We start from the raw sequence: 22,729 nt of genomic DNA, 5'->3' as shown, positions 1-22,729 counted from the left end.
GCTGCACTGCTTTGAAATCGATTGCAACCAGTTCTTTTCGTCACTTGCCGAAAGGATAACGCGGCCCTAGTGTGCGCGCATGGAAAAGCTGTCCTCGCGGGCGAAACTGGCAGATGTGGCGCGACTGGCGGGGGTGTCATCCTCGACGGTCAGTCGGGTCCTGTCCCATCCCGAAGTCGTTGCCGAAGCCACCCGGCAAGCCGTCATGGATGCCGTTGCCGCGACCGGATACCGGATGAACCACGCCGCCCGAAATCTGCGCAAGGGCCGGACCGGCAGCGTCGTGGCGCTGGTGCCCAATCTGGGCAATCCGTTCTTTGCCAAGATCCTTGACGGGATGGGTCGCGAACTGGCTGCGGCGGGTTATGGTCTGCTGGTGGCCGATACGCTTGACGGGCAGGGGCGCGACACCGCGCTGGTGCGTTTTCTGGACCCGTCGCGGGCCGATGGGATCATCCTGATGGACGGGCTGGTATCATCGGGCCATCTGGACGCGCCCGATCAGCCGCCCGTCATCACCGCCTGCGAATGGATCGAAGGGGCGGCGCTGCCCCGCGTCATGCTGGACAATCGCGAAGGCGGGCGCATGGCGGTGCAGCATCTGCTGGGGCTGGGGCATCGCCATATCGGGCTGATTGGCGGTCCGGCGCAGAACGTCCTGCACAGATCCCGCCTGCAAGGCGCGACCGAGGCGGCGCAGCACGTGCGCCTGACCGTCATGACGGGGGATTTCACGCTGCAGGCCGGACATGCTGCCGCGCAGGCGTGGATCGCAATGCCTCAGGCGGATCGTCCGACCGGCATTTTTGCATTCTCGGACGAAATGGCCTGTGCCTTTGTCGCGACATTGGTCCGCGCGGGCTTTTCCGTGCCGCGCGACGTGTCGGTGATCGGGTTCGACGACATCGAACTGGTGTCGCATATCGCACCCGCGCTGACCACCATCCGCCAGCCAAAGCGAGAGTTGGGGCGGCTGGCCGCCCGCGTCATCCTTGACCGGATCGAGGGGCGCGAGGTTCAGCCGCTGACCCTGCTTGAGCCCCTGCTGATGCTGCGCGAAACCACCGCGCCGCCTAGCCCGCGTCCCTGATCGCGCTGCCCGCGCCCGGTTGCCGTGCAATCAGCCGTGCCGCATCGGCCAGCGGCAAAAGCGGCGGCATCGAAGTAGGCGTCGCCAGATAATGCGGTGTCCAGTCTGGGCCGAACTTGTCCTTGAAGGCGCGCAGCCCCTCGAAGCGGTAAAAGCTGCCGCCATGGCGGAAGATCAGCGAACCGAAGCGGTCCCAGACCCGGCGCGACCGGTTCGGGTCCAGCCCGGCCAGCGGGGCCATGCCCAGCGAAAAGGCCGGATAGCCGCGCTCCTTCAGTGTCAGCATCAGCGCGGTGAACATGAATTCCATCGTGCCGCCGGGCGCATCGTCGCGGTGCCGCATCAGGTCGATCGAGGCGACGGCGTGGCTGTCGGTCGTCATGACATTGCCGAATGCCACCAGCCGCCCGTTCTGACGCACCAGAGCCAGGGCCCAGCGTTCCAGCCATTCGGGATCGAAGCGCCCGACCGAAAAGCCTTTCTCGCGCGATTTCTTGGCGGTCAGCCATTCATCCGAAATCTCTCGCAACTCGGCCAGCAGGGCGGGGTCATGCGGGGGCATGACCATTTCCAGCGTCAGCCCGTCGCGGCCCGCGCGGGCATAGGTCGTGCGCAGCCGCTTGCGGTCCGGCCCGTCCAGCGAAAAGCGGCGCAGGTCGATCACCGCCTCCTCGCCCATCTTGTGCAGCGTCATGCCAAGGTCCAGCATCAGCGGCACGGCATCGGGGCCCACTTCGTAAAAGATCGGGCGTGCGCCCGCGCGGCGGGCGGCATCGACAAAGCTATAGGCCACTTCCTCGCAGGCTTCGCCATGGCCGATGGGGGGGCCGTAGGCGATCCATGACGATCCGGCGACGCCGAACATCAGGAACGCCTCGCGGTTATCGGACAGCATGATGGCCTTGTCGCCGGTCAGCACGAAACCGGCATCCGGGTTGTTCTGCGCCATGGCGATGCCGCCCGCGATCTCCAGCGTGCGGGTGTCGGGGGGCAGCGGGCGGAACCGCGGGATGCGCAAAAGCAGAAACAGCCCGCCCAGCCCGACCAGCAGCGCCGCCAACAGACCTGCGCGCAGGGCGCGGGGGGCGCGTTCGTCTGCGGCGAATTGCCACCACAGTTCGTTGGAATAGGGCGTTTCCTTATGGGCAAAGAACAGCACGAAGCCAAAGCCCGCGACCGCCGCCACCATCACCGCGATCCAGCCCGGCGTCAGCGCCGAATGCGTCAGCATCGAGCGGCGGTGGAACGCGCGGCGGAACGGCATCAGGATCAGCACCCCCACCAAAAGCGCGCTGGCCTGTTCCAGATCCACCCCTTCGAGCAGGGCGAAGACCGCGCCGGTCAGCATGGCAGCGACCGTCAGCCAGAACGCGCCAAGGCTGCGGCGCACGACGCCCAGCGACAGCACGATCAGCCCCGCGCCAAGCGCGCTGGACAGCAGGATGGACCCTTCGACAAAGGCGAGCGGAAAGAACGACTCTGCCAGTTCCGAGGTTTCGGTCATCGGCGGCAGCAGGGCGGACAGGCTCATCCACATGCCCGAGCCGAAGACCATCACGGCCAGCAGCAAAGGCGCCAGCGGTGACACGGCCCGCAGCGCGGGTTCGACCACCGACAACCTGCGTCCCAGCGCGGTCGTGGGCGCACGGCCCAGCACGCGCCAGCCCTCATAGAGAGCAAGCAGGATCAGGGCGAGCGCAAAGGGGAACAGGTAATAGACCAGCCGGAACAGCAGCAGCCCCGCCGCCACCTTGTCGATGGGCGTGCCCGCAGGCATGGCGGCGATGATGACGCTTTCGAAGACGCCGACGCCGCCCGGCACGTGGCTAAGCACACCCGCCATCATGGCGGCGGAAAACACCGCCAGAAATGTGGGAAACCCGATCTCGGTGACCGGCAACAGGATATACAGCGTCAGCGCCGAAAAGGTGATGTCGCCGACGCAGATGACCAGTTGCGCGCCCAGAACGCCCAGTGTCGGGGCGTGCAGACGGAACCGGCCGATGCGCAGCTCTCGGCGGGTGACCGATGCCCATAGCAGCGGCAGCGACACGACAAGGATTGCCGCGATGGCCAGCAGACGGATCGTGCCATGCGGCAGCGGCAGGATCGGTCCCAGCGCACCGGGATGGATCGCCAGCGCCGAAAACCCCAGCAACGAGGCCGCGATACCGAAGGATGCCGCCGTGAAGGTCGAAATCGCCGCGATGTCGTAGCCGTCAAGGCCAAGCCCGGAATAGACCCGCCAGCGCACCGCCGCCCCCGAGATGGCCGACAACCCGATCGTGTTGCCAAAGGCATAGGCCATCAATCCGCCCGTCATGGCGACCGGCAGCGGCAGCGGCTTGCCGATATGGCGCAGCGCCGACCAGTCATAGCCCGCAAGGAACAGATAGCCTGCGATTGTCGTCAACAAAGCCATGCCCGTGACGTGCCATGGCGTCGCCCGGATATGGTTCGCCACTTCGCGAATATCGACGGGGGCCAACAGCTTGTTCAGCGCGTAAAGCCCTGCGCCGAACAGGGCGAAGGCCACGATATAGGGCAGGAATTGCCGCCACAGGGCCGGGGCGCGCGTGGGTTCGTGATCGTCGATCTGCGTTGGCCCTGCGGGCATATGCGATACGCTCATCTTTTTGTGCTGGGGCAGGGCCTTTGGGGCCGCGGTCCCGTGATACGTTTCCGGTTGCATAAAGCACGGGCGCGCTGCGGAAAAGATGGTGCGCGACATGCGCGGGTCAATGCCGCTTTCGGCTGACTTGCGCCCGGCGCGCGACTGGGACAGGTTCGCGCACAACGGATGGGGGACGGCATGATGGATCGCGTAACGCCTTGGCGGCAGCTCGTGCATGGTCTTGGACCCGCCATCGGGCCGGGATCGCTGCGCGAGGCGCTTCGCGCAGGGCTTGGCGCGGCAATCGGGCTGGCCGTCACCGGCCTGTTCCTGCTGTCACCCGAGGCGGATCTGCGGCTGGGCCTTTATCTGATCGCGCCGTTCGGGGCCAGTTCGGTCCTGCTGTTTGCCGCGCCGAACAGCCCGCTGGCGCAGCCATGGTCGGCGCTGGTCGGCAATATGGCGGCGGCTGCGGTGGGTGTGGCGGTCTGCCTGAGCGTTTCCGATCCGGTCTGGCGTATCGCCTTGGCCGTGGGCCTGACCATCGTGGCGACCATTACGTTGCGCGCCGTCCACCCACCCGCCGGGGCCGTCGCCATGACCGCCGCCATGAACCCCGAAGCCGTGGCGAAGCTGGGTTTCGGCTTTGTGCTTGCGCCGGTGGGACTGGGGACGCTGGCGCTGATCGTGGTCGCGGTGATCTATGCCCGCGCGACGGGTCGGCACTATCCGTTCCGCCAGTTCTCGGACCCCGGCCCGCATGGCACTGCCGATCCCGCACCGTCGGAACGCCTGGGCCTGTCGCATGACGAATTGACCGCGATCTTGCAGAACTATCGCCAAAGCCTGAATCTTGGGGTCGAGGATCTGGCCCGCCTGATCGGTGCGGCCGAGTTGCAGGCGGCGGCGCATCGATCCGGTCCGCTGACGGTGCAGGCGATCATGTCGCGCGATCTGGTCACCGTGGGGCCGGATACGCCGCTGGACGAGGTGGCCGATCTGTTCCGGGACCACGATTTCACCTCGATCCCGGTGGTCGAGGCGGGGGACAAATATCTGGGCGTCATCTTTCAGCTGGACCTGATCCGCCGCGCCGGAGAGGACGCCTTTCGCTATGAAGGGGGCTTCGCTCCCGCCATGTCGCGCCTGATCCGCCGCGACGGCGAAGCGCCAGACGCGGGTGCGATCATGCGCCGCGACGTGCCCCAGAGCCGGCCCGATACGCCCGTGGGGGCGCTGCTGCCGCTGCTGTCGGATGGCGGTTGTCATGCCGTTCCCGTGCTGAACCGGGGCCGGATCATCGGCATCGTCACCCAGACCGATCTGATCGCGGCACTGGCGCGGCAAAGTCTGCGACCGACCTAGACCTTGCGAAATCCGGCGGGGGTGGTGCCCTGCTGCTTTAGAAAGGCGCGGTGGAACGCGCCGGGTTCCGCATAGCCCAGCCGCCCGGCGATCGCGGCGATGCTGGCATCGGTGTCGCGCAGCAGGCGGCAGGCCAGCGTGTGGCGCATCTCGGCGCGGATGGCGGCAAAGCCCTGACCCTCGGCCCGCAGGCGACGGCGCAGGGTGGCGGGCGAATGACCCAGATCATGCGCGAGCGTGTCGAAATCGGGCCAATCTTCGGGAGGGGTGGCGCGCAGGCGGGCGCGGATGCGGCCCGCGATGCCCTGATCGTGGCGATAGCGGATCAGGATATTGCCGGGTGCGCCGCGCAGAAATGTCTTCAGCGCCTTTTCGCTGCGGATCAGCGGCAGCGTCAGATGCTGCGCGGCAAAGACCAGACGGCTTTGCGGCTGGTCAAACTGCACCGGCGCGCCAAAGAACTGCCGGTAATCCTGCCGGTCTGGCGGGGCGGGGCAGGCGAAATCGACCTGCACCAGCGGGATGCGCCGCCCGATCAGCCAGCACATCAGCCCCAGCAGGATCAGCCAATAGGCCCGCGACGCAAAGGCGGGGCGCGTGCCTCGGGTGTCGGTCAGCACCACCTCGGCCAGACCGTCGCGCAGGCGCAACTGGCCCTGCGGCTGATCCAGCACGACGTTCAGAAACCGCAGCGCCCGGCGCAGCGCGCGTTCCAGCGTGCCCCCATGCAGCACGGCATGGCCCATCAGCGCAAAGCTGCCCGGACGCATGGCGCGCGCGCCCTGACCAAAGAACTCGCACCCGGTCGCCTGCGCGATGGCCAGCCACAAGCGGCCATATTGCAGGTTCGACACCGGCTGGCCCGCATCCTCGATGCCCGCCATGGCCAGCAAGGGCGCGGCATCCCGGTCGCCAAGGCTGTCCAGCGCATCGCGCACAAAGCCGGGCGAGATCATGCGGCGTTCCATCAAATCCCCCAAGGCATGGCATTTCCGATCACGAATTCTGGCCGCGAATGTCATTGTCTGCAATGCCCCACGGCGTAACCTGATCGTAGAGCTCGTGGAGGAGTTCGCAGGGGGGAAGACCACGATGGGCAACAGAACCGTGCCGGATTATGCTGCGGCATATCGGGCGTTCCGCATCGAGGATGCGATGGCTATGCTTGCGGGCGATCTTCGGGGCGGGGTGAATGCCTGCGTTGAATGTTGCGACCGTCATTGCGGCCAGAACCGTCTGGCGCTGCGCTGCATCGCGGCCGATGGCAGCCTGACCGAATACAGCTTTGAACAGTTGCGCGACCTGTCCGCCAAGGCCGCGAACCTGATGCGCGACAAGGGCGTGCGTCCGGGCGATGTGGTGGCGGGGCTGCTGCCGCGCACGGTCGATCTGGTCGCGGTGATCCTTGGCGCGTGGCGTCTTGGGGCGGTCTATCAGCCGCTTTTCACTGCCTTCGGTCCCAAGGCGATCGAGCATCGGCTGATGACCAGCGGCGCCAGGCTTGTCGTGACCAACATCGCAAACCGCGCCAAGCTGGACGCGATCGCGGATTGCCCGCTGGTCGCGACCGTCGATGGCGGTGGCGGCTTGCCGCAGGACGTGGATTTCCGTGCGGGTATGGCAGCGGCTTCGGCTGATTTTGCGCCCGTTATGCGGCAGGCGGACGATCTGTTCATGATGATGTCCACATCGGGCACCACGGGTCTGCCCAAGGGCGTGCCGGTTCCGCTGCAGGCGCTGCTGGCCTTTGGCACCTATATGCGCGATGCGATCGACCTGCGCGCGGACGATGTGTTCTGGAACATCGCGGATCCCGGCTGGGCCTATGGGCTTTACTATGCGATCTGCGGGCCGCTTTTGCTGGGCTGCACCACCACGCTTTATGAAGGCGGGTTCAGCGCCGAATCCACCTGCCGCCTGATCGAGCGGCTGGGGGTGACGAACCTTGCGGGCTCGCCCACCGCATTCCGGCTGCTGATCGCGGCCGGGCCGCAGGCGGTCGCGCCGATCAAGGGCCAGCTTCGCGCCGTCAGTTCCGCGGGCGAGCCGCTGAACCCCGAAATCCTTCGCTGGTTCGCCGCGCATCTGGCCGTGCCGATCCATGACCATTACGGCCAGACGGAAATGGGCATGTGCGTGAACAACCACCACGGCCTTGCCCATCCGGTGCGAGAGGGATCGTCCGGCGTGCCGATGCCCGGCTATCGCATCGCGGTATTGGGCGATGACGACACGGAATTGCCTCCGAACCGCCCCGGCGTTCTGGCCATCGACCTGCGAAATTCGCCGCTGATGTGGTTTTCGGGCTATCTGGGCAAGCCGCGCCTGACGACCCGTTATTACCGCACCGGCGACAGCGTCGAGCTTGAGCCGGACGGCTCGGTCAGCTTCATCGGGCGGTCGGATGATGTCATCACCTCCTCGGGGTATCGGATCGGGCCGTTCGACGTGGAAAGCGCGCTGATCGAACATCCCGCCGTGATCGAGGCCGCGGTGATCGGCGTTCCCGATCCCGAACGGACCGAGATCGTCAAGGCGTTCGTCGTGCTGGCCAAAGGCGCTGCGCCTTCCGAGGCGCTGGCCGAGGAATTGCAGGCGCATGTGAAAAAGCGGCTATCGGCCCATGCCTATCCGCGTCTGGTCGAATTCACCACCGAACTGCCCAAGACGCCCAGCGGCAAGATCCAGCGTTTCCTGCTGCGCAATGCGGAAATCCAGAAACAGGAGGCCGCCCATGCAGCTCAGCGATAGCGTTTTCATGGTGACCGGCGGCGGTTCGGGCCTTGGCGCGGCCGTGGCGCGGATGGCGGCGGGTGCGGGCGCGCGGGTCGCTATTGTGGACATCAATGCCGATGCGGGGCAGGCGGTGGCCGACCAACTGGACGCGCGGTTCATCCGCGCCGACGTGACCAGCGCGACGGATGGGCAGGCAGCGATCGGCGCTGTGCAAACGGCTTTTGGCCGCATCGACGTGGCGGTGAACTGTGCGGGTGTGGCTCCGGGGGAACGGATCGTCGGGCGCGACGGCCCACATGATCTGGACCGCTTTGCCCGCGCGATCCAGATCAACCTGATCGGCACGTTCAACATGCTGCGCCTTGCCGCCGAGGCGATGACGCGCAATGCGGGCGACGAACGCGGGGTGATCATCAACACCGCCTCGATCGCGGCCTATGACGGGCAGATCGGGCAGGCGGCCTATGCGGCGTCCAAGGGGGGCGTGGCGGCGCTGACCCTGCCTGCCGCGCGCGAACTGGCACGACACGGCATCCGCGTGATGACCATTGCGCCGGGCATCTTCGCCACGCCGATGATGGCCGGTCTGCCGCAGGATGTGCAGGACAGTCTGGGTGCCACCGTGCCCTTTCCGCCGCGCCTTGGCGATCCGGCGGAATTTGCGGCGCTGGTGCGTCATATCGTCGAAAACCCCATGCTCAACGGCGAGGTCATCCGACTGGACGGCGCGCTGCGCATGGCCCCGAAATGAGAAAGGCTGACATGGACCCCATCGTCATCACCGGCGCGGCCCGCACCCCCATGGGCGGCTTTCAGGGCGCATTGGCCGGGGCCGATGCCCCGACCCTTGGCGCGACGGCCATTGGCAAGGCGCTGGCAGGACTGCCGCCCGAGGCGGTGCAGGAAATCATCATGGGCTGCGTGCTGCCCGCAGGTCAGGGACAGGCCCCCGCGCGTCAGGCCGCCCTGGGGGCCGGGTTGCCCCTGGGTGCAGGGGCCACGACGGTCAACAAGATGTGCGGATCGGGGATGAAGGCCGCGATGCTGGCCCATGACCTGATCCTTGCCGGCTCTGCCGATGTGGTGGTCGCAGGCGGAATGGAGAGCATGTCGAACGCCCCCTATCTGCTGCCCAAGGCCCGCGCGGGATACCGCATGGGTCACGGACAGGTCATGGATCACATGTTTCTGGATGGGCTTGAGGACGCCTATGACAAGGGCCGCCTGATGGGCACATTCGCCGAAGATTGCGCCCAGTCCTTTCAGTTCACGCGCGAAGAACAGGATGCCTTTGCCATCACGTCATTGACGCGGGCGCAGCGGGCGATCGCGGATGGGGTCTTTGCCGCCGAAATCGCGCCCATGACCATCCGGGGCGCGACCGTCGCCATCGACGAACAGCCGGGCAAGGCGCGGCTGGACAAAATACCCACCTTGCGCCCGGCTTTTCGCGAAGAGGGGACAGTGACGGCGGCCAATTCGTCCTCGATCTCGGACGGGGCGGCGGCGCTGGTGCTGATGCGCCAGTCGCAGGCCGATGCCCGCGGATTGCAGCCGCGCGCCCGCATCCTTGGCCACGCGACCTATGCTGATGCGCCGGGGCTGTTTCCGACCGCCCCCATTGGCGCGATCCGCAGGCTGATGGACCGCACGGGGCTGGATTTGGCCGATATCGACCTGTTCGAGATCAACGAGGCATTCGCCGTGGTTGCAATGGCCGCGATGCGCGATCTGTCCCTGCCCCATGACATCGTGAACCTGCATGGCGGTGCCTGTGCGCTTGGCCATCCCATCGGTGCGTCGGGCGCGCGGGTGCTGGTCACCCTGCTGGCCGCGTTGGAGACCCACGGCCTGCGCCGGGGCGTCGCCGCGCTGTGCATCGGCGGCGGAGAGGCGACGGCCATGGCCATCGAAAGGATCGCATGATGCTGACCCCCGAACAGGAACAGATCCGCGACGCTGCCCGCGATTTCGCGCAGGACCGCCTTGCCCCCGGCGCAGCCGCCCGCGACCGCGACCACGCATTCCCCCGCGCCGAACTGGCCGAGATGGGCGCGCTGGGTTTCCTTGGGATGCTGGTCCCCGAAGCGCATGGCGGCGCAGAGACTGGCAGCGTCGCATATGCCTTGGCGCTGGAGGAGATTGCAGCGGCGGACGGGGCGTGTTCGACCATCATGTCGGTCCACAGCTCGGTCGGCTGCGTGCCGATCCTGCGCTTTGGCACGGATGCGCAAAAGGCGCGGTTTCTGCCCAAGATGGCCGCTGGGGAATGGATCGGCGGCTTTGCCCTGACCGAGCCGCAGGCGGGCTCCGACGCCTCGAACCTGAAGACAAGGGCCGTGCGAAAGGGCGATCACTACGTCATCGACGGGGCCAAGCAGTTCATCACCTCGGGCAAGAATGGCGATGTCATCATCGTCTTTGCCGTGACCGATGCAGCGGCGGGGAAAAAGGGCATCTCGGCCTTTATCGTGCCGACTGATACACCGGGCTATCAGGTGGTGCGGGTCGAGGAAAAGCTGGGCCTGCACGCCTCGGACACCTGTGCGATTGCCTTCAGCGACATGCGGGTGCCCGTCGAAAACCGGCTGGGCGAGGAAGGCGAGGGGTATCGCATCGCGCTGGCCAATCTTGAAGGCGGGCGCATCGGCATTGCCGCGCAGGCGGTGGGCATGGCGCGCGCGGCTTTTGACGCGGCGCTGGCATATGCGCGCGAACGGGTGGCGTTCGGCAGGCCCATCGCTGAACATCAGGCGGTGGCCTTCAAGCTGGCCGACATGGCGACCCAGATTGATGCCGCACGGCTGATGGTGCTGCGTGCGGCCCAATTGCGCGATGCCGGAAAGCCCTGCCTGACCGAAGCGAGCATGGCTAAGCTGTTCGCATCCGAAATGGCTGAAAAGGTCTGTTCGGACGCCATCCAGATCCATGGCGGTTACGGCTATCTTTGCGACTATCCCGTTGAAAGGATTTACCGCGATGTCCGCATCTGCCAAATCTACGAAGGCACCAGCGAGGTGCAGCGCATGGTCATCGCGCGCAGTCTTTAAGGGGGAAATATGGACGATTTGCTGAACCGCTGGCGCAAGATCCCCGTGCCCGTCATCGTGGACCTTGCGCCCGAATGCCAGATCGACATCGCGATCCGCCCGCTGATGCCCGCAGGTCAGCAACCGCCGCTGTTCGGGCGGGCGGTGACGGCACGATGTGCGCCGCCCGATTTCGGCGCGGTGCTGCGTGCCATCGGCCAGATCAACGCGGGCGAGGTGCTGGTCATCGACGCGGCGGGCGAAGCGGCCTGGGCCATGATCGGCGACGTGTTGGGCGGACATCTGCACCGCATCGGCGCGGCGGGCATCGTCTGCGACGGCGCAGTCCGCGACACCGGCAACCTTGCAGGCATGGCGGGCCTGTCGGTCTATTCCCGCCATATCAATCCGCGCGGCCCCACGGGTGCCGCCAAAGGCGAAGTGAATGCCCCCGTCACCATCGGCGGTCGCCCGATAGCACCCGGCGATCTGATCGTCGGGGACGATGACGGGCTTGCGGCGCTGACGCCCGCCGATCAGGAACGGCTGATCGATGCCGCCGAGGCAAAGTTGGCACTGGAAGCTGAATGGATCCGCCGCCTGGCCTCGGACGAGCCGATTGGTCAGATCTTCGGGCTGTTGTAATCCGCAACCAGCAGACGCCAGGCCGCTTCGTCCTCATCAATGCGGGCGAAGCGGCCGACCTCCTGCGCGAACACGTTATCGGTCAGATCATCGTTGACGGTCGAAACCTCGCCCGCCAGCACGTCGCCGTTTTCGGCCCAGAAGCTGTGCCAGACTCCGGGCAGCAGCGTCACGCTTTCGCCCGGACGCAGACGCAGATGCCCGCCGGGGGGCAATTCGCGCAAGGTGCCGTCGGTGGGCACAGTGACGCGGCTTTGCGGGTCCACGTTGCCCTGCGGGTCCGAGCCGTGGATCGACAGCACCAGATCGCCACCGCCCCGGTTGATGATGTCCTCGGCCTTGATGTTGTGGCGGTGCATGGGCGTCACCTGACGGTCGCGCACCACCATCGCCTTTTCGGCGTAGCACATGCCGCGCCCGGCCTTCAGGTCCGCCTGACGGCCATTGCGCAGCGTGAACAGCAAAAGCCCGCTTTCGGCATAACGCCCAAAGCCGAAATCGGTCAGATCCCAGCCCAGCCCCGCCGACCTGATCGCTTCGCTGGCATTGGCGTGGAATTCGTCCGGCGTCCAATGCGCAAATGGCGGCAGATGAAAGCCGAAGCTGCGGATGAAGGCATCGCCCGCACGCAGGGTTTCGTTGACTTCCGAGCGTTTCATGGGGTTCCTTTCTGATGGGATGCGGCATCCAGCCGAAAGCCGCGCAGCCTTGGCAGGACGGATGCCAGATCGACCGCCGCCCCTTGACCAAAGCCAAAGTAAAGCTCGCGAAACAGCGCGAACAGACGTTCGTAGCCGTCGCGCCGGTCGTGACGCGGGGCAAAGACGCGGGTGGGTGGGCAAAGCACCTGCTGCGCCGCCTGAAAGGTTGCGAACGCCCCCGCCGCCACCGCAGCCGCCACGCACGAACCTGTCCCCGTGGGCGAGGTCGCGGGGACATGCAGCTCACGTCCCAGCACATCGGCATAGATCTGGTTCAGCAGGTCGTTCTTCTGCGGAATGCCACCTGCATTCAGGATGCGGGCGGTCTGCGTCCCGCCGCTTTCGATGCGTTCGGTGATGATGCGGACATGCATGGCCATACCTTCGATCGCCGCGTGCATTTCATCGGCGGCGGAATGGTTCAGATCCCAACCCAGCGTCACCGCGCCAAGGTCCGAGCGGACCAGCACCGTGCGGTCTCCATTGTCCCAATTCAGCCGCATCAGCCCGCTGCCACCGGGGGGCATACTGTCCAGCCCTTGACACAAGGTCGCCACATCGCTGCCAGCGCGCCGCGCGATGGCCTCGAACACGTCTCCGGTGGCGGATTGCCCTGCTTCGATCCCCGTCCAGCCGGGCAGGACGCTGCCGGGAACGACGCCGCACAATCCGGGAACGGGCTGAAAGCCATCGGGTGCCATGGCGATGATGCAGGTCGAGGTGCCGACGACATTCACGATGTCCCCCGGCATGGCACCCGCACCAAGCGCGTCCCAATGCGCGTCGAAAGCGCCGACAGGGATGGGGATGCCCGGTTTCAGACCCAGCTTCGTGGCCCATTGCGGCGAAAGATGTCCCGCGATGGCGTCCGAAGTCAGAAAGCGCCCGTGCAGCTTTTCGTTGATCCCGTCCAGCAGCGGATCGACGCGGGACAGGAAATCCTGCGAAGGCAATCCGCCCCATTTCGCGCCATACATCCATTTATGCCCGGCTGCGCATATGCTTCTCGGTATATCCTCGATATTTTCGATGCCGCACAGTGTTGTGGCCACCATGTCGCAATGCTCAAGCGCGGTCGCCAGCCTTGGTCGCAGGTCGGGATTGTGGCGCAGGAAATGCAGAAGTTTCGCATAGCCCCATTCGTGAGAATAGGTTCCGCCACACCATTCCAGTGCCTCAAGGCTTTCGGCACGGGCAAGGGCCGTGATCTCGGCGGCTTCGGCATGGGCACGGTGGTCGCACCACAGATAGTAATCCGCCAGCGGCTGCAGGTCGGCATCCACCATCACAACGCTTGATCCGGTCGTATCGCAGGCAAGTGCCGCAACCCGATCGCCGTCGATGCCCGCCTGTGCCACTGCTTGATACATGGCGTGTGCCAGGGCCCGCATGTGGTCGGCATGGGCCTGCGCGCCCAGCAGCGGATCGGCGGGACTGCGTTTCAGCGGATAGCCCGCGCTTGCGCTGGCCAGCGTTGCGCCCGAGCCGGTCTCCATCAACGTCACGCGCACGGAAAGCGTGCCGAAATCCACCCCGGCGACGATCATGCGCCCGCCTGCCCATAGGTCGCATCTGCGCCATGCTTGCGCAGATAGTGCCGGTCCAAAAGTTCCTGCGAAATAGGTTTAGGTTCGCTTGATAAAGCCATGCAATGCCACGACATTCGCGCCACTTCTTCAAGGATCAGCGCATTGTGCACGGCCTCATCCGGTGTCCTGCCCCAGACAAAGGGGCCGTGGCCCGCAACCAGCACGGCGGGGATCGTTAGCGGATCAATACCCGCGAATGTCTCTGCGATGACTTCGCCGGTCATCAGCACGTAATCCTGCGCAATCTCCTCGGGTGTCAGGTCGCGGGTGACGGGGATCGTGCCGTAGAAATAATCCGCATGGGTCGTGCCAAGGCAGGGGATCGGGCGGCGTGCCTGCGCCATGATCGTGGCAAAGGTCGAATGGGTATGGATCACGGCGCCTATGCCGGGAAACGCCCGATACAGCACCGCGTGGGTCGCAAGGTCGGATGACGGGCGCAGGCGGTTGTCCAGCACCCGACCCTGAATGTCGCAGGCCACCATCGCGTCTGCGGTCAGCTGATCATAGGGCACGCCCGAGGGTTTGATCAGGATGCGCCCCGTCGCGCGGTCGATGCCGCTGGCATTGCCGAATGTGGACACCACCAGCCCATGGCGCACGGTATCAAGGTTCGCCCGCAGCACGGCGCGGCGAAGGGTATCGTCGTCGGACATGTCAAAGTCCCGTCAGGATGAAAAGGGGGCCGCGCAAGGACGCGCGGCCCCGAAGCCTTTAGCGGGGCGAGGTCCAGCCCTTGTAATCACCGATATTGTCGTGGGTGATCAGTTCCGGCTCCAGCAGCACGGTGTCGGGATTGGGCGTTTCGCCTTGCAGCGCCTTGTAACCCATTTCCAGCGCCTGACCCGCCATCGTGTAGGGGTCTTGCGAGGCCGAGGCCTTGATCAGACCTTCGCCCGATTTCAGCTCGCCCTCGATGTCGGGCGCGCCGTCCACGGCGGTGATGATGAACTCGCTGCGGTTGGCCTGCTTGGCGGCCAGCGCAAAGCCGATGGCGGTCGGGTCGTTGATCGCGAAAACGCCGTCGATCTTGTCGAAACGCGTCAGCAGCGTCTGGCCGACATTCAGGCCCCCGTCGCGCGAGCCTTGGGCGTTCTGGTCATCGGACAGGATCTTGATGTCGGGCGATTTGGCGAAAGCGTCCTTGCAGCCTTTGACCCGATCCAGGATCGAGGAGGAAGCGGGGCCGTTCACGATGACCACATCGCCTTTGCCGCCCAATTGGTCAACGATGTATTGGCACGCCTTTTCACCGGCCTGCACGTTATTCGTCATCACCGTCACATCCGCGCCGGGTGCCGACACGTCGAAGGCGGCGACGATCACGCCCGCATCGCGCGCGCGTTTGACGGCAGGCGCAATTGCCGCCGCATCCACCGCGTTCAACATGATGATGTCGGTGCCCGCCGCGATGAAGCTGTCGATCTGGCTGGATTGCTTGTTCAGGTCGTAATCGGCCGAAACCGAGGTGACCTTGACGTCAGGATTGATCTTTTTCGCGGCATCCTCGATCCCCTTGATCGTCGCGACAAAGAAGGGATTGCCCAGCAGACCGACCGAGATGCCGACGCTGTTGAGGTCTTTCGCGGCGACCGGAACCGCCGAGACTGCGGCCAGCGCTAGCGCCGAGGCCAGGGTTTTCGTGTAACGCATGTTATCCTCCCAAATGATGCGTTTTGTTCAGGAAATCAGGTGCGGGCGCCGCCCTTCTGGCGGTAGCGGTCCAGCGCCACGGCGGCGATGATGACCAGACCCTTGACGATATATTGCCAGATGTCGCTGACCCCGATCAGGATCAGGCCGTTCGACAGCACCGCGATGATCAGCGCACCGATCAGCGTGCCCCAGATCGAGCCGATGCCACCCACAAAGCTGGTCCCGCCCAGAATGACGGCGGCGATTGCGTCCAGCTCGTATGCCTGCCCCAGTTGCAGCCCGTTGGCGGCGTAAAGGCGGGCTGCGGCCATCGCGCCACCCAGTCCCGCGAAAAGCCCCGAGATGCCATAGACGAACAGCAGGACCAGCGGCACCTTGATCCCGGTCAGGCGCGCGGCCTCGGGGTTGCCGCCGGTGGCATAGATCCATGTGCCCAGCACGGTGCGTTTCAGGATGAACCATGACAGCACGATCACGGCGGCTGCGATGATCGCCAGCCACGGGATGCCGAACAGGCTGCCATTGCCGATCACGTCAAAGGGCAGTTCGGCGTTGAAGACGGTTGTGTCATTGCCCAGAAGTCGCGCGATGCCCCTGACGGCGGTCAGCGACCCCAGCGTGACGATGAATGGCGGCAATCGCAGCGCCGAAATCAGGATGCCGTTTGCCAGCCCGCAGGCCAGACCCACGCCCATTGCCGCCGGAACGCCCAGCCAGCCGACCTCTGGGATCAGCGACACGATCACCGCGACCATGGCCGATGTCGCCAGGATCGAGCCCACCGACAGGTCGATACCGCCCGTCAGGATCACGAAGGTCATCCCCGAGGCCAGAACGATATTGATCGACGCCTGTTGCGCCACGTTCGAGATGTTGCCCACGCTGACGAAACGCCCGCTCATCAATTCAAAAACCACGGCAAGCAGGATCAGCACGGGCAACATGCCGACCACGCTCATGATCGTGCGCAGGCGCTGGCTGGCGGGGGTGGTCTCGGTCATTGGGTCGCTCCTTTGGTCTGGGGCGCGGTGCCGGTCGAGAGTTCCATGATGGCTTCCTGACTGATCGGGTCGGCGACCTCTCCCGCGATATGGCCTTCGCGCATGACCAGCACACGGTCCGCGACCCCGATGATCTCGGGCAGCTCGCTAGAGATCATGATGACGCCGACGCCCTTGCGGGCCAGCTGGTCGATCAGCTTGTAGATTTCGGATTTCGCGCCGACATCGACGCCGCGCGTGGGTTCGTCAAGGATGACGACCTTGGGGCCGGTTTCCAGCAGCCGCGCGATCAGCACCTTTTGCTGGTTGCCGCCCGACAGCCCACCCGCCGGCATCCGGGCCGAGGGAGCCTTGACCGACAGCGCCTTGATCGCGTCGCCCGCGCGCTTTGCGGCAGCGCGGAAATCCAGCAGTCCGGCCTGTTTCGCATCCTGCTGGATCACGCCGATATTGACGTTTTCCAAGATGGACATGTCCAGAAACAGCCCCAGCTTGGCCCGATCCTCGGTCAGATAGGCGATGCCCGCATCCAGCGAAGCGCGCGGGGCCGAGGTATCGACCGCCTGCCCATCAAGCATGACATTGCCAGAGGTGCGCGGGTCCGCGCCATAGATCAGCCGCGCAAGCTCGGTCCGGCCCGAGCCGACAAGCCCCGCGATGCCCAGAACCTCGCCGCGATACAGGTCAAACGAACAGCCCCTGACCGGCCCGCCCGCCATGTCGCGCACCGACAGAAGCGGCGTGCCGCTATGGTCAGCCGAGGCGACGTGCTGCTTTTTGTAGAAACTGTTCAGATCGCGCCCGACCATCATCTGCACCAGCCGCTGGGCCGACAATTCGGCGCGGTCCAACGTGCCGATGAATACCCCGTCGCGCAGGACCGAACAGCGGTCGGCCAGCGCATAGACCTCCTCCATGCGGTGGCTGATATAGATGATGGCGATGCCGTCGGCTTTCAGCTTGGCGATCACATCGAACAGCCGTTCCGTTTCGCGCGCGGAAAGCGAGGTGGTGGGTTCGTCCATCACGATCAGGCGGGCGTCGGTCGTCAGCGCACGGGCGATTTCGACCATCTGGCGTTCGCCCAGCGACAGATCCTCGACCCGCGTGCGGGCGGAAAATCTGACGCCCAGACGGTCAAGGATCGGTTGCGCCCGCTTGCGGGTGGTTGCGCGGTCCACGACGCCTTTGGTCGCGATCTCGCGCCCTAGAAACATGTTCTCGGCGACGGTCAGGTTCGGGGCCAGTGACAGTTCCTGATAGATGACCGCGACGGCGCCCGCGGCCTCGGCCTGTGGCTTGCCCTCGATCGTGACATGACCGCCGGGATCGGCCTTGTAGGCACCCGAAAGAATTTTCATGAGCGTGGATTTCCCCGCCCCGTTTTCGCCCATCAACGCGTGCAGTTCGGCACGCATCACGGTCAGGCTGACATCCTTCAGCGCCTTGATGGGACCGAAGGTCTTCGAAATGTTGCGCATTTCCAGAATGGGGGCGGTCATTCATCCCTCTCGATCTGGGCGATGACGATTTCGACGCCCGCGCGTTCCAGCATCCGCGCATTGGCGTCCGACAGGCCATCATCGGTGACGACCCGCGAAATGCGCGAAAAAGGCAGGGAAAGGGTCGGCGGGCGCACGCTAAACTTGCGGCTGTCCGCCAGCAGGATCACCTCGGAGACAACGCTGCTCATCTCATCCGCTAGGCGGACCAGCAGCGGGTGCTGTTCCAGCACGCCCTGTTCGCTGATCCCCAAGGCGCCGACAAAGAATTGTTCGGCAAAGAAGCGGTCCTTGGGCGCGCTGACATCGTAAAGGATGCCCGGTTCGCGGTGCAGGTCGCCGCCGCCGACAGTCAGTTGGCAGGTGCCGTTTTCCGCCAGCCACGCGGCCAGCGGCATGGAATGGGTAAAGACGCGAAGGTTGCGATCCGCGATGCGGCAGCCGAAATGAAAGCAGGTCGAGCCGCCGTGAATGATGATCGCGCTGCCATCCTGCACCAGCTTTTCAGCCTCGCGCGCGATGGCGCGCTTGGCTGCGACGGCGATGTCGCGGTTTTCGACAAAGGGCAGGGGGGCGGTGCGGCCATTGCGTTCCAGCGCCGCGACGCCGCCATAGACCTTGCGCGCGCGCCCGGCCTCATTCAGCTTTTCGATGTCGCGCCGGATCGTTGCGCCCGATACGCCTATCAGATGCTGAAGATCGCGCACGGATGCGAAAGGTCGTTCATCCAGAAGCGACGCAATACGTTCCTGTCGTTCGAAATCGCTCATCAACCTCCCCTTTGATGCGCGTTCATGATCAACCTCTATCGGCACAACGCTAATCTGTAAATACTTAATCACATCATGATCACACTGCGTCGCAGCGTGACAAACTATGTGCAGTCGCGGCATGGCGCGGCATCTTTGCTGCGGGTCGGGGGGGAATAGCCGAAATCGTTATAAATACCGTCTGCGATGATTATTCGTTTTCGCGTTCTTTTCACGGGCGGTTCACGCCTGCGTGTTTAATCTGCGACTCGGCATTTTACCCGGTGGTTGCATCCAACACGCAGAGGAGCTGCAAATGCCTACTGGAACCAATGGAAATGACACCCTGATTGGGACGAACTTTTCCGAATATTTTTACGGCTTGGCGGGCAATGATTATATTCTGATGCTCGACGGCAATGATGTCGGCTATGGCGATGACGGCAATGACACCATCTATGGCTATGGCGGCAACGACTGGATTTATGGCGGGCTGGGAAATGATTTTCTCAGCGGCAATGACGGGAACGATTATATCGTCGGCGGCGGCGGGACCGACACCGCCTATGGCGGTGCGGGGTCCGATACGCTTGTATCCAGCGGGGCGGGCTATTACGACGCGGGCGATGACAACGATTATGTCTATGCCGGTCTTGGCACCCCCGAGACGCTGCGTGGCGGCACCGGCACCGACTGGCTGAACACCACGACCTTCAACGGCAATTACAGCGTGAACCTGGCCACGGGTGTCACGAACTATGCCGGTGAATCCTTCATCGAGTTCGAGAACATCGTCACCGGCTCGGGCAATGACACCATCACCGGCACATCGGGCGCCAACTACATCTATGGTGGTGCTGGTAACGATTATCTTTATGGCGCGGGTGGTTACGACACGGTCTATGGCGGCACGGGCATTGATACCATCGTGTCGGGCGGTCTGGGCTATTACGACGCTGGTGACGATACCGACTATGTTTATGCCGGTCTTGGCACACCTGAAACGCTGATCGGCGGCAACGGCAACGACTGGCTGTATACCACCAGCTTTAACGGCGATTACAGCATCAACCTGACGACCGGCGCGACGAATTATTCGGGCGAAAGCTTTACCGGGTTCGAAAATATCATCACCGGCTCGGGCAACGATACGGTGATCGGAACTTCCGGCGCGAACTATATCTATGGTGGCGCGGGCAGTGACAGTCTGGTCGGCGGGGGTGGAACCGACACCATCTATGGCGGTGCTGGTTATGACACGATCCATTCCAGCGGATACGGCTATTACGATGCCGGTGATGACAATGACTATGTCTATTCCGGGCTGGGCACGCCCGAGACATTGCGGGGCGGCGCAGGGATCGACTGGTTGAACACTACCACCTTCAACTTTGATTATGTGGTGAATTTGGCCACCGGAGCGACCAACTATTCCGGCGAGTCCTTTATCGAGTTCGAACATCTGGTGACCGGCGCGGGCAATGACAGCCTGACCGGGACCAGCGGCACGAACTATATCTATAGCGGTGCCGGAAACGATACCGTCGATGGCGGCCTTGGCGATGACTATATCTATGGCGATATCGGCAATGACAGCCTTGTCGGTGGTGGCGGCAGCGACACCATCTATGGCGCGGCGGGCAATGATACCATCCGCTCCAGCGGTTATGGCTATTACAATGCCGGCGACGGCGGTGATGCGGTCTTTGCCGGGCTTGGAACGCCCGAGACGCTGATCGGCGGGGCGGGTGTCGATGTGCTGAACACCCGGACCTTCAACGGCGATTACGTGGTGAACCTGACGACCGGAGCCACGAACTATTCCGGCGAAAGTTTCACCGAATTCGAGAATGTCGTCACCGGCAACGGCAACGACGTCGTAACCGGAACCGCAGGGGTCAATACCTTCTATACCGGCAACGGCAATGACACCGTTTACGGCGGCGCGGGCAATGACTTCATCTCGGGCGAGCTGGGCAATGATCTGCTGTTTGGCGGCACCGGGAACGACACCGTGCAGGGTGGAACGGGCGCAGACCGGCTTTGGGGCGAGGCGGGCAATGACACGCTGCTTGGCCTGCTGGGTTCCGACACCATGACCGGCGGTTCGGGCGAAGATACCTTCGTCTTCCAGACGGTCAACGACTCGGCGGCCGGGCCTGGCTACGATCTGATTACCGACTTCCAAGGTGCGGGCAACCATCCGCCTGCATTCATCGAAGATCGGATCGACCTGTCTGCCGTCTATGGCGGAACGCTGACCTTCACCGGCACCACGCCGGGCGGGGCGGGCACCGTCTGGATGGTCAATTCGGGCGGAGAAACCTGGATGCGCGTCAATATCGACAATGATGCAGCGGTGGAAATGACCGTCCGCATTCTCGATGGCGGCAGTGTCGCTTCCAGTTATTCGGCAAGCGACTTTATTTTGTAAGCAATGGCGCGGCGGGAAATCGCCGCGCTTTTCTGGTTAATAATTATCTGCAATCCACGAACCGGACAAAATGCCAAGCATATGAAAGCGTCGGGCGGTCTTATATCGCCCGACGAACTTATGAGCTTTATCTAAACCTCATCGCCCAGACACGCTTAATCCGCGCAGGTTTGCGCGGTGAATGGCTGGATCAGGTCATAGCCATGCCCAAAGTCCAGCACGGCGCGATCGGCGCGGGGTGGTCCCATGATCTGCAATCCCATGGGCAGCCCGGTCGGACCAAAGCCTGCGGGCACGGCCAGAGCGGGCAGTCCGGCAAGGCTTGCGGGAATCACCACCTCCATCCAGCGGTGATAGGTGTCCATGCTGCGGCCCGCGATCTCGCGTGGCCAATGCAGGGCGGCATCGAACGGGAAAAGCTGCGCGGTGGGCAGCGCCAGAAAATCATAGCGGGTGAACAGGTCCAGCACATGGCGATACCACGCGCTGCGCTGTGTGAATGCGGCCTGCACCTGCGCCGGCGACAGAGCGCGGCCCCGTTCGATTTCCCAGACCGCCTCGGGCTTCAGGTATTCGCGGCTGCGCGGGTTGTCATAGACTGCGCCAAGGCTGCCCGACACAAGGAAGCTGCGCAGCGTGATCCAGCAGTCCCAGAGTTGGTTCATATCGAAACCGGGGGCCAGAGGCTCCACGACACAGCCCTGCGCCTGACACAGCGCCAGCGCCGCTTCGCAAGTGGCAAGCACACCCGGTTCAGTCGCCAGATGCCCGCCCAGATCGCCAAGCCAGCCGATGCGCTTGCCCTTGAGCGTCCCGGCCAAAGTGTCGCGGAATTCTGCCCCGTCACCGCAAAGCGACAGGGGATCGCGCGGATCGTGGCCCGCCTGCGTCGCGAACAGCATCGACAGATCGGCCATATTGCGTGCCATCGGGCCATCGGTCGAAAGCTGTTGCAGAAACATCTCAGGCGCAGGGCCGCGCGGCACGCGCCCGAATGACGGGCGAAATCCATAGATATTGTTCCAGCCCGCAGGATTGCGCAGCGACCCCATCATGTCACTGCCATCCGCCACGGGCAGCAGACGCGCGGCCAGTGCCGCCGCCGCCCCGCCCGAACTGCCGCCCGCGCTGCGCATCCGGTCCCAGGCGTTCAGGGTGGTGCCGAAAACCGGGTTGTAGGTATGCGAGCCAAGGCCGAACTCCGGCGTGTTCGTCTTGCCGATAAAGATTGCGCCTGCGTTGCGCAGGCGCTCAACATGGATCGCGTCGGATTTCGGAATGTTGTTGCGCAGCGCGGCCGAGCCCTTGACGGTGGCGATCCCCGCTGTCTCGGACAGATCCTTGGGCGCTTGCGGGATGCCATGCAGCCAGCCGCGATCCTGGCCATGGGCCAGCGCGGCATCCGCATCCGCCGCCTCGGCCAGCAGTTCTTCGCGCGGGCGCAGCGATACCAGCGCGTTCAAGCCGGGGTTCACCCGTTCGATCCGGTCAAGATAGGCGGCCATCACCTCGACGCAGGAAACCTGACGGCTGTGGATGGCACGGCTGAGGTCCAGTGCGGACCAGTCGGTAAGCGGGCGGTCTGTCGCAATATTCAGCATGACGGCAAGATCAGCAG

The 22,729-nt window shown here is 64.4% G+C and carries 18 protein-coding genes; 8 read left to right on the top strand and 10 right to left on the bottom strand.

Going from position 1 to position 22,729, the window contains the following annotated elements; genetic code table 11:
* Nucleotides 1-79 precede the first annotated feature (79 nt).
* The gene (locus FN835_RS02410) at nucleotides 80-1,090 is read left to right on the top strand and encodes a LacI family DNA-binding transcriptional regulator (protein ID WP_142661606.1); all 1,011 of its coding nucleotides are present in this window, start codon (nucleotides 80-82) and stop codon (nucleotides 1,088-1,090) included.
* On the opposite strand, the gene mprF is transcribed toward FN835_RS02410, so the two are convergent.
* Entirely contained in the window at nucleotides 1,074-3,722 is a 2,649-nt protein-coding gene (gene mprF / locus FN835_RS02405) for a bifunctional lysylphosphatidylglycerol flippase/synthetase MprF (RefSeq protein WP_185958552.1), read from the bottom strand. The two genes, FN835_RS02410 and mprF, sit on opposite strands and share 17 nt — an antisense overlap.
* Before the next feature lie 180 nt (nucleotides 3,723-3,902).
* Here mprF and FN835_RS02400 point away from each other — a divergent pair, with 180 nt between their 5' ends.
* Nucleotides 3,903-5,069 (top strand): HPP family protein, encoded by a 1,167-nt coding sequence (locus FN835_RS02400; protein ID WP_142661604.1) that lies wholly within the window; start codon nucleotides 3,903-3,905, stop codon nucleotides 5,067-5,069.
* On the opposite strand, the gene FN835_RS02395 is transcribed toward FN835_RS02400, so the two are convergent.
* The gene (locus FN835_RS02395) at nucleotides 5,066-6,037 is read right to left on the bottom strand and encodes an AraC family transcriptional regulator (RefSeq protein ID WP_142661603.1); all 972 of its coding nucleotides are present in this window, start codon (nucleotides 6,035-6,037) and stop codon (nucleotides 5,066-5,068) included. The two genes, FN835_RS02400 and FN835_RS02395, sit on opposite strands and share 4 nt — an antisense overlap.
* Nucleotides 6,038-6,161: 124 nt before the next feature.
* On the opposite strand from FN835_RS02395, the gene FN835_RS02390 reads away from it, so the two are divergent.
* From FN835_RS02390 to FN835_RS02370, 5 genes are read left to right on the top strand one after another with little or no spacing between them, the layout of a single operon-like run.
* The gene (locus FN835_RS02390) at nucleotides 6,162-7,820 is read left to right on the top strand and encodes an acyl-CoA synthetase (protein ID WP_142661602.1); all 1,659 of its coding nucleotides are present in this window, start codon (nucleotides 6,162-6,164) and stop codon (nucleotides 7,818-7,820) included.
* Complete coding sequence (locus FN835_RS02385; RefSeq protein WP_142661601.1) at nucleotides 7,804-8,556, top strand: SDR family NAD(P)-dependent oxidoreductase; 753 nt, start codon at nucleotides 7,804-7,806, stop codon at nucleotides 8,554-8,556. Before FN835_RS02390 ends, FN835_RS02385 begins: the two co-directional genes overlap by 17 nt.
* Nucleotides 8,553-9,731, top strand: a complete 1,179-nt coding sequence (locus FN835_RS02380) for an acetyl-CoA C-acyltransferase (protein ID WP_425467447.1) — start codon at nucleotides 8,553-8,555, stop codon at nucleotides 9,729-9,731. Before FN835_RS02385 ends, FN835_RS02380 begins: the two co-directional genes overlap by 4 nt.
* Nucleotides 9,728-10,855 (top strand): acyl-CoA dehydrogenase family protein, encoded by a 1,128-nt coding sequence (locus FN835_RS02375; protein WP_142661600.1) that lies wholly within the window; start codon nucleotides 9,728-9,730, stop codon nucleotides 10,853-10,855. The genes FN835_RS02380 and FN835_RS02375 overlap by 4 nt, the downstream gene beginning before the upstream one ends.
* A gap of 9 nt (nucleotides 10,856-10,864) precedes the next feature.
* On the top strand, nucleotides 10,865-11,479 hold the full coding sequence (locus tag FN835_RS02370) for an RraA family protein (protein ID WP_142661599.1): 615 nt from the start codon (nucleotides 10,865-10,867) through the stop codon (nucleotides 11,477-11,479).
* Here the strand turns inward: FN835_RS02370 and FN835_RS02365 are convergent.
* The 7 genes from FN835_RS02365 to FN835_RS02335 are packed head-to-tail and all read right to left on the bottom strand — an operon-like array spanning nucleotide 11,458 to nucleotide 18,698.
* On the bottom strand, nucleotides 11,458-12,138 hold the full coding sequence (locus FN835_RS02365; protein WP_142661598.1) for a D-lyxose/D-mannose family sugar isomerase: 681 nt from the start codon (nucleotides 12,136-12,138) through the stop codon (nucleotides 11,458-11,460). The two genes, FN835_RS02370 and FN835_RS02365, sit on opposite strands and share 22 nt — an antisense overlap.
* Nucleotides 12,135-13,727 (bottom strand): ribulokinase, encoded by a 1,593-nt coding sequence (locus FN835_RS02360; RefSeq protein WP_142661597.1) that lies wholly within the window; start codon nucleotides 13,725-13,727, stop codon nucleotides 12,135-12,137. The genes FN835_RS02365 and FN835_RS02360 overlap by 4 nt, the downstream gene beginning before the upstream one ends.
* Nucleotides 13,724-14,425, bottom strand: a complete 702-nt coding sequence (araD, locus tag FN835_RS02355) for an L-ribulose-5-phosphate 4-epimerase AraD (RefSeq protein WP_142661596.1) — start codon at nucleotides 14,423-14,425, stop codon at nucleotides 13,724-13,726. Before araD ends, FN835_RS02360 begins: the two co-directional genes overlap by 4 nt.
* A gap of 58 nt (nucleotides 14,426-14,483) precedes the next feature.
* Complete coding sequence (locus FN835_RS02350) at nucleotides 14,484-15,422, bottom strand: ABC transporter substrate-binding protein (RefSeq protein ID WP_142661595.1); 939 nt, start codon at nucleotides 15,420-15,422, stop codon at nucleotides 14,484-14,486.
* A 35-nt stretch (nucleotides 15,423-15,457) separates the two neighbouring features.
* Nucleotides 15,458-16,426 carry an ABC transporter permease subunit gene (locus FN835_RS02345; RefSeq protein WP_142661594.1) on the bottom strand — a complete coding sequence of 323 codons (969 nt, stop codon included), beginning with the start codon at nucleotides 16,424-16,426 and terminating at the stop codon, nucleotides 15,458-15,460.
* On the bottom strand, nucleotides 16,423-17,928 hold the full coding sequence (locus FN835_RS02340; RefSeq protein WP_142661593.1) for a sugar ABC transporter ATP-binding protein: 1,506 nt from the start codon (nucleotides 17,926-17,928) through the stop codon (nucleotides 16,423-16,425). Before FN835_RS02340 ends, FN835_RS02345 begins: the two co-directional genes overlap by 4 nt.
* A complete protein-coding gene (locus FN835_RS02335; protein WP_142661592.1) occupies nucleotides 17,925-18,698 on the bottom strand; it encodes a DeoR/GlpR family DNA-binding transcription regulator in 774 nt (257 codons plus the stop codon). The genes FN835_RS02340 and FN835_RS02335 overlap by 4 nt, the downstream gene beginning before the upstream one ends.
* Before the next feature lie 295 nt (nucleotides 18,699-18,993).
* On the opposite strand from FN835_RS02335, the gene FN835_RS02330 reads away from it, so the two are divergent.
* Nucleotides 18,994-21,111, top strand: a complete 2,118-nt coding sequence (locus FN835_RS02330) for a calcium-binding protein (protein WP_142661591.1) — start codon at nucleotides 18,994-18,996, stop codon at nucleotides 21,109-21,111.
* A 155-nt stretch (nucleotides 21,112-21,266) separates the two neighbouring features.
* Here the strand turns inward: FN835_RS02330 and FN835_RS02325 are convergent, their stop codons facing one another.
* Complete coding sequence (locus tag FN835_RS02325; protein ID WP_142661590.1) at nucleotides 21,267-22,712, bottom strand: amidase; 1,446 nt, start codon at nucleotides 22,710-22,712, stop codon at nucleotides 21,267-21,269.
* Nucleotides 22,713-22,729: the final 17 nt, after the last annotated feature.

The sequence above is a fragment of the Paracoccus laeviglucosivorans genome (genome assembly GCF_900182695.1).
Taxonomy (GTDB): Bacteria; Pseudomonadota; Alphaproteobacteria; order Rhodobacterales; family Rhodobacteraceae; genus Paracoccus; species Paracoccus laeviglucosivorans.
This window is presented reverse-complemented; position numbering and strand designations above follow the sequence as displayed.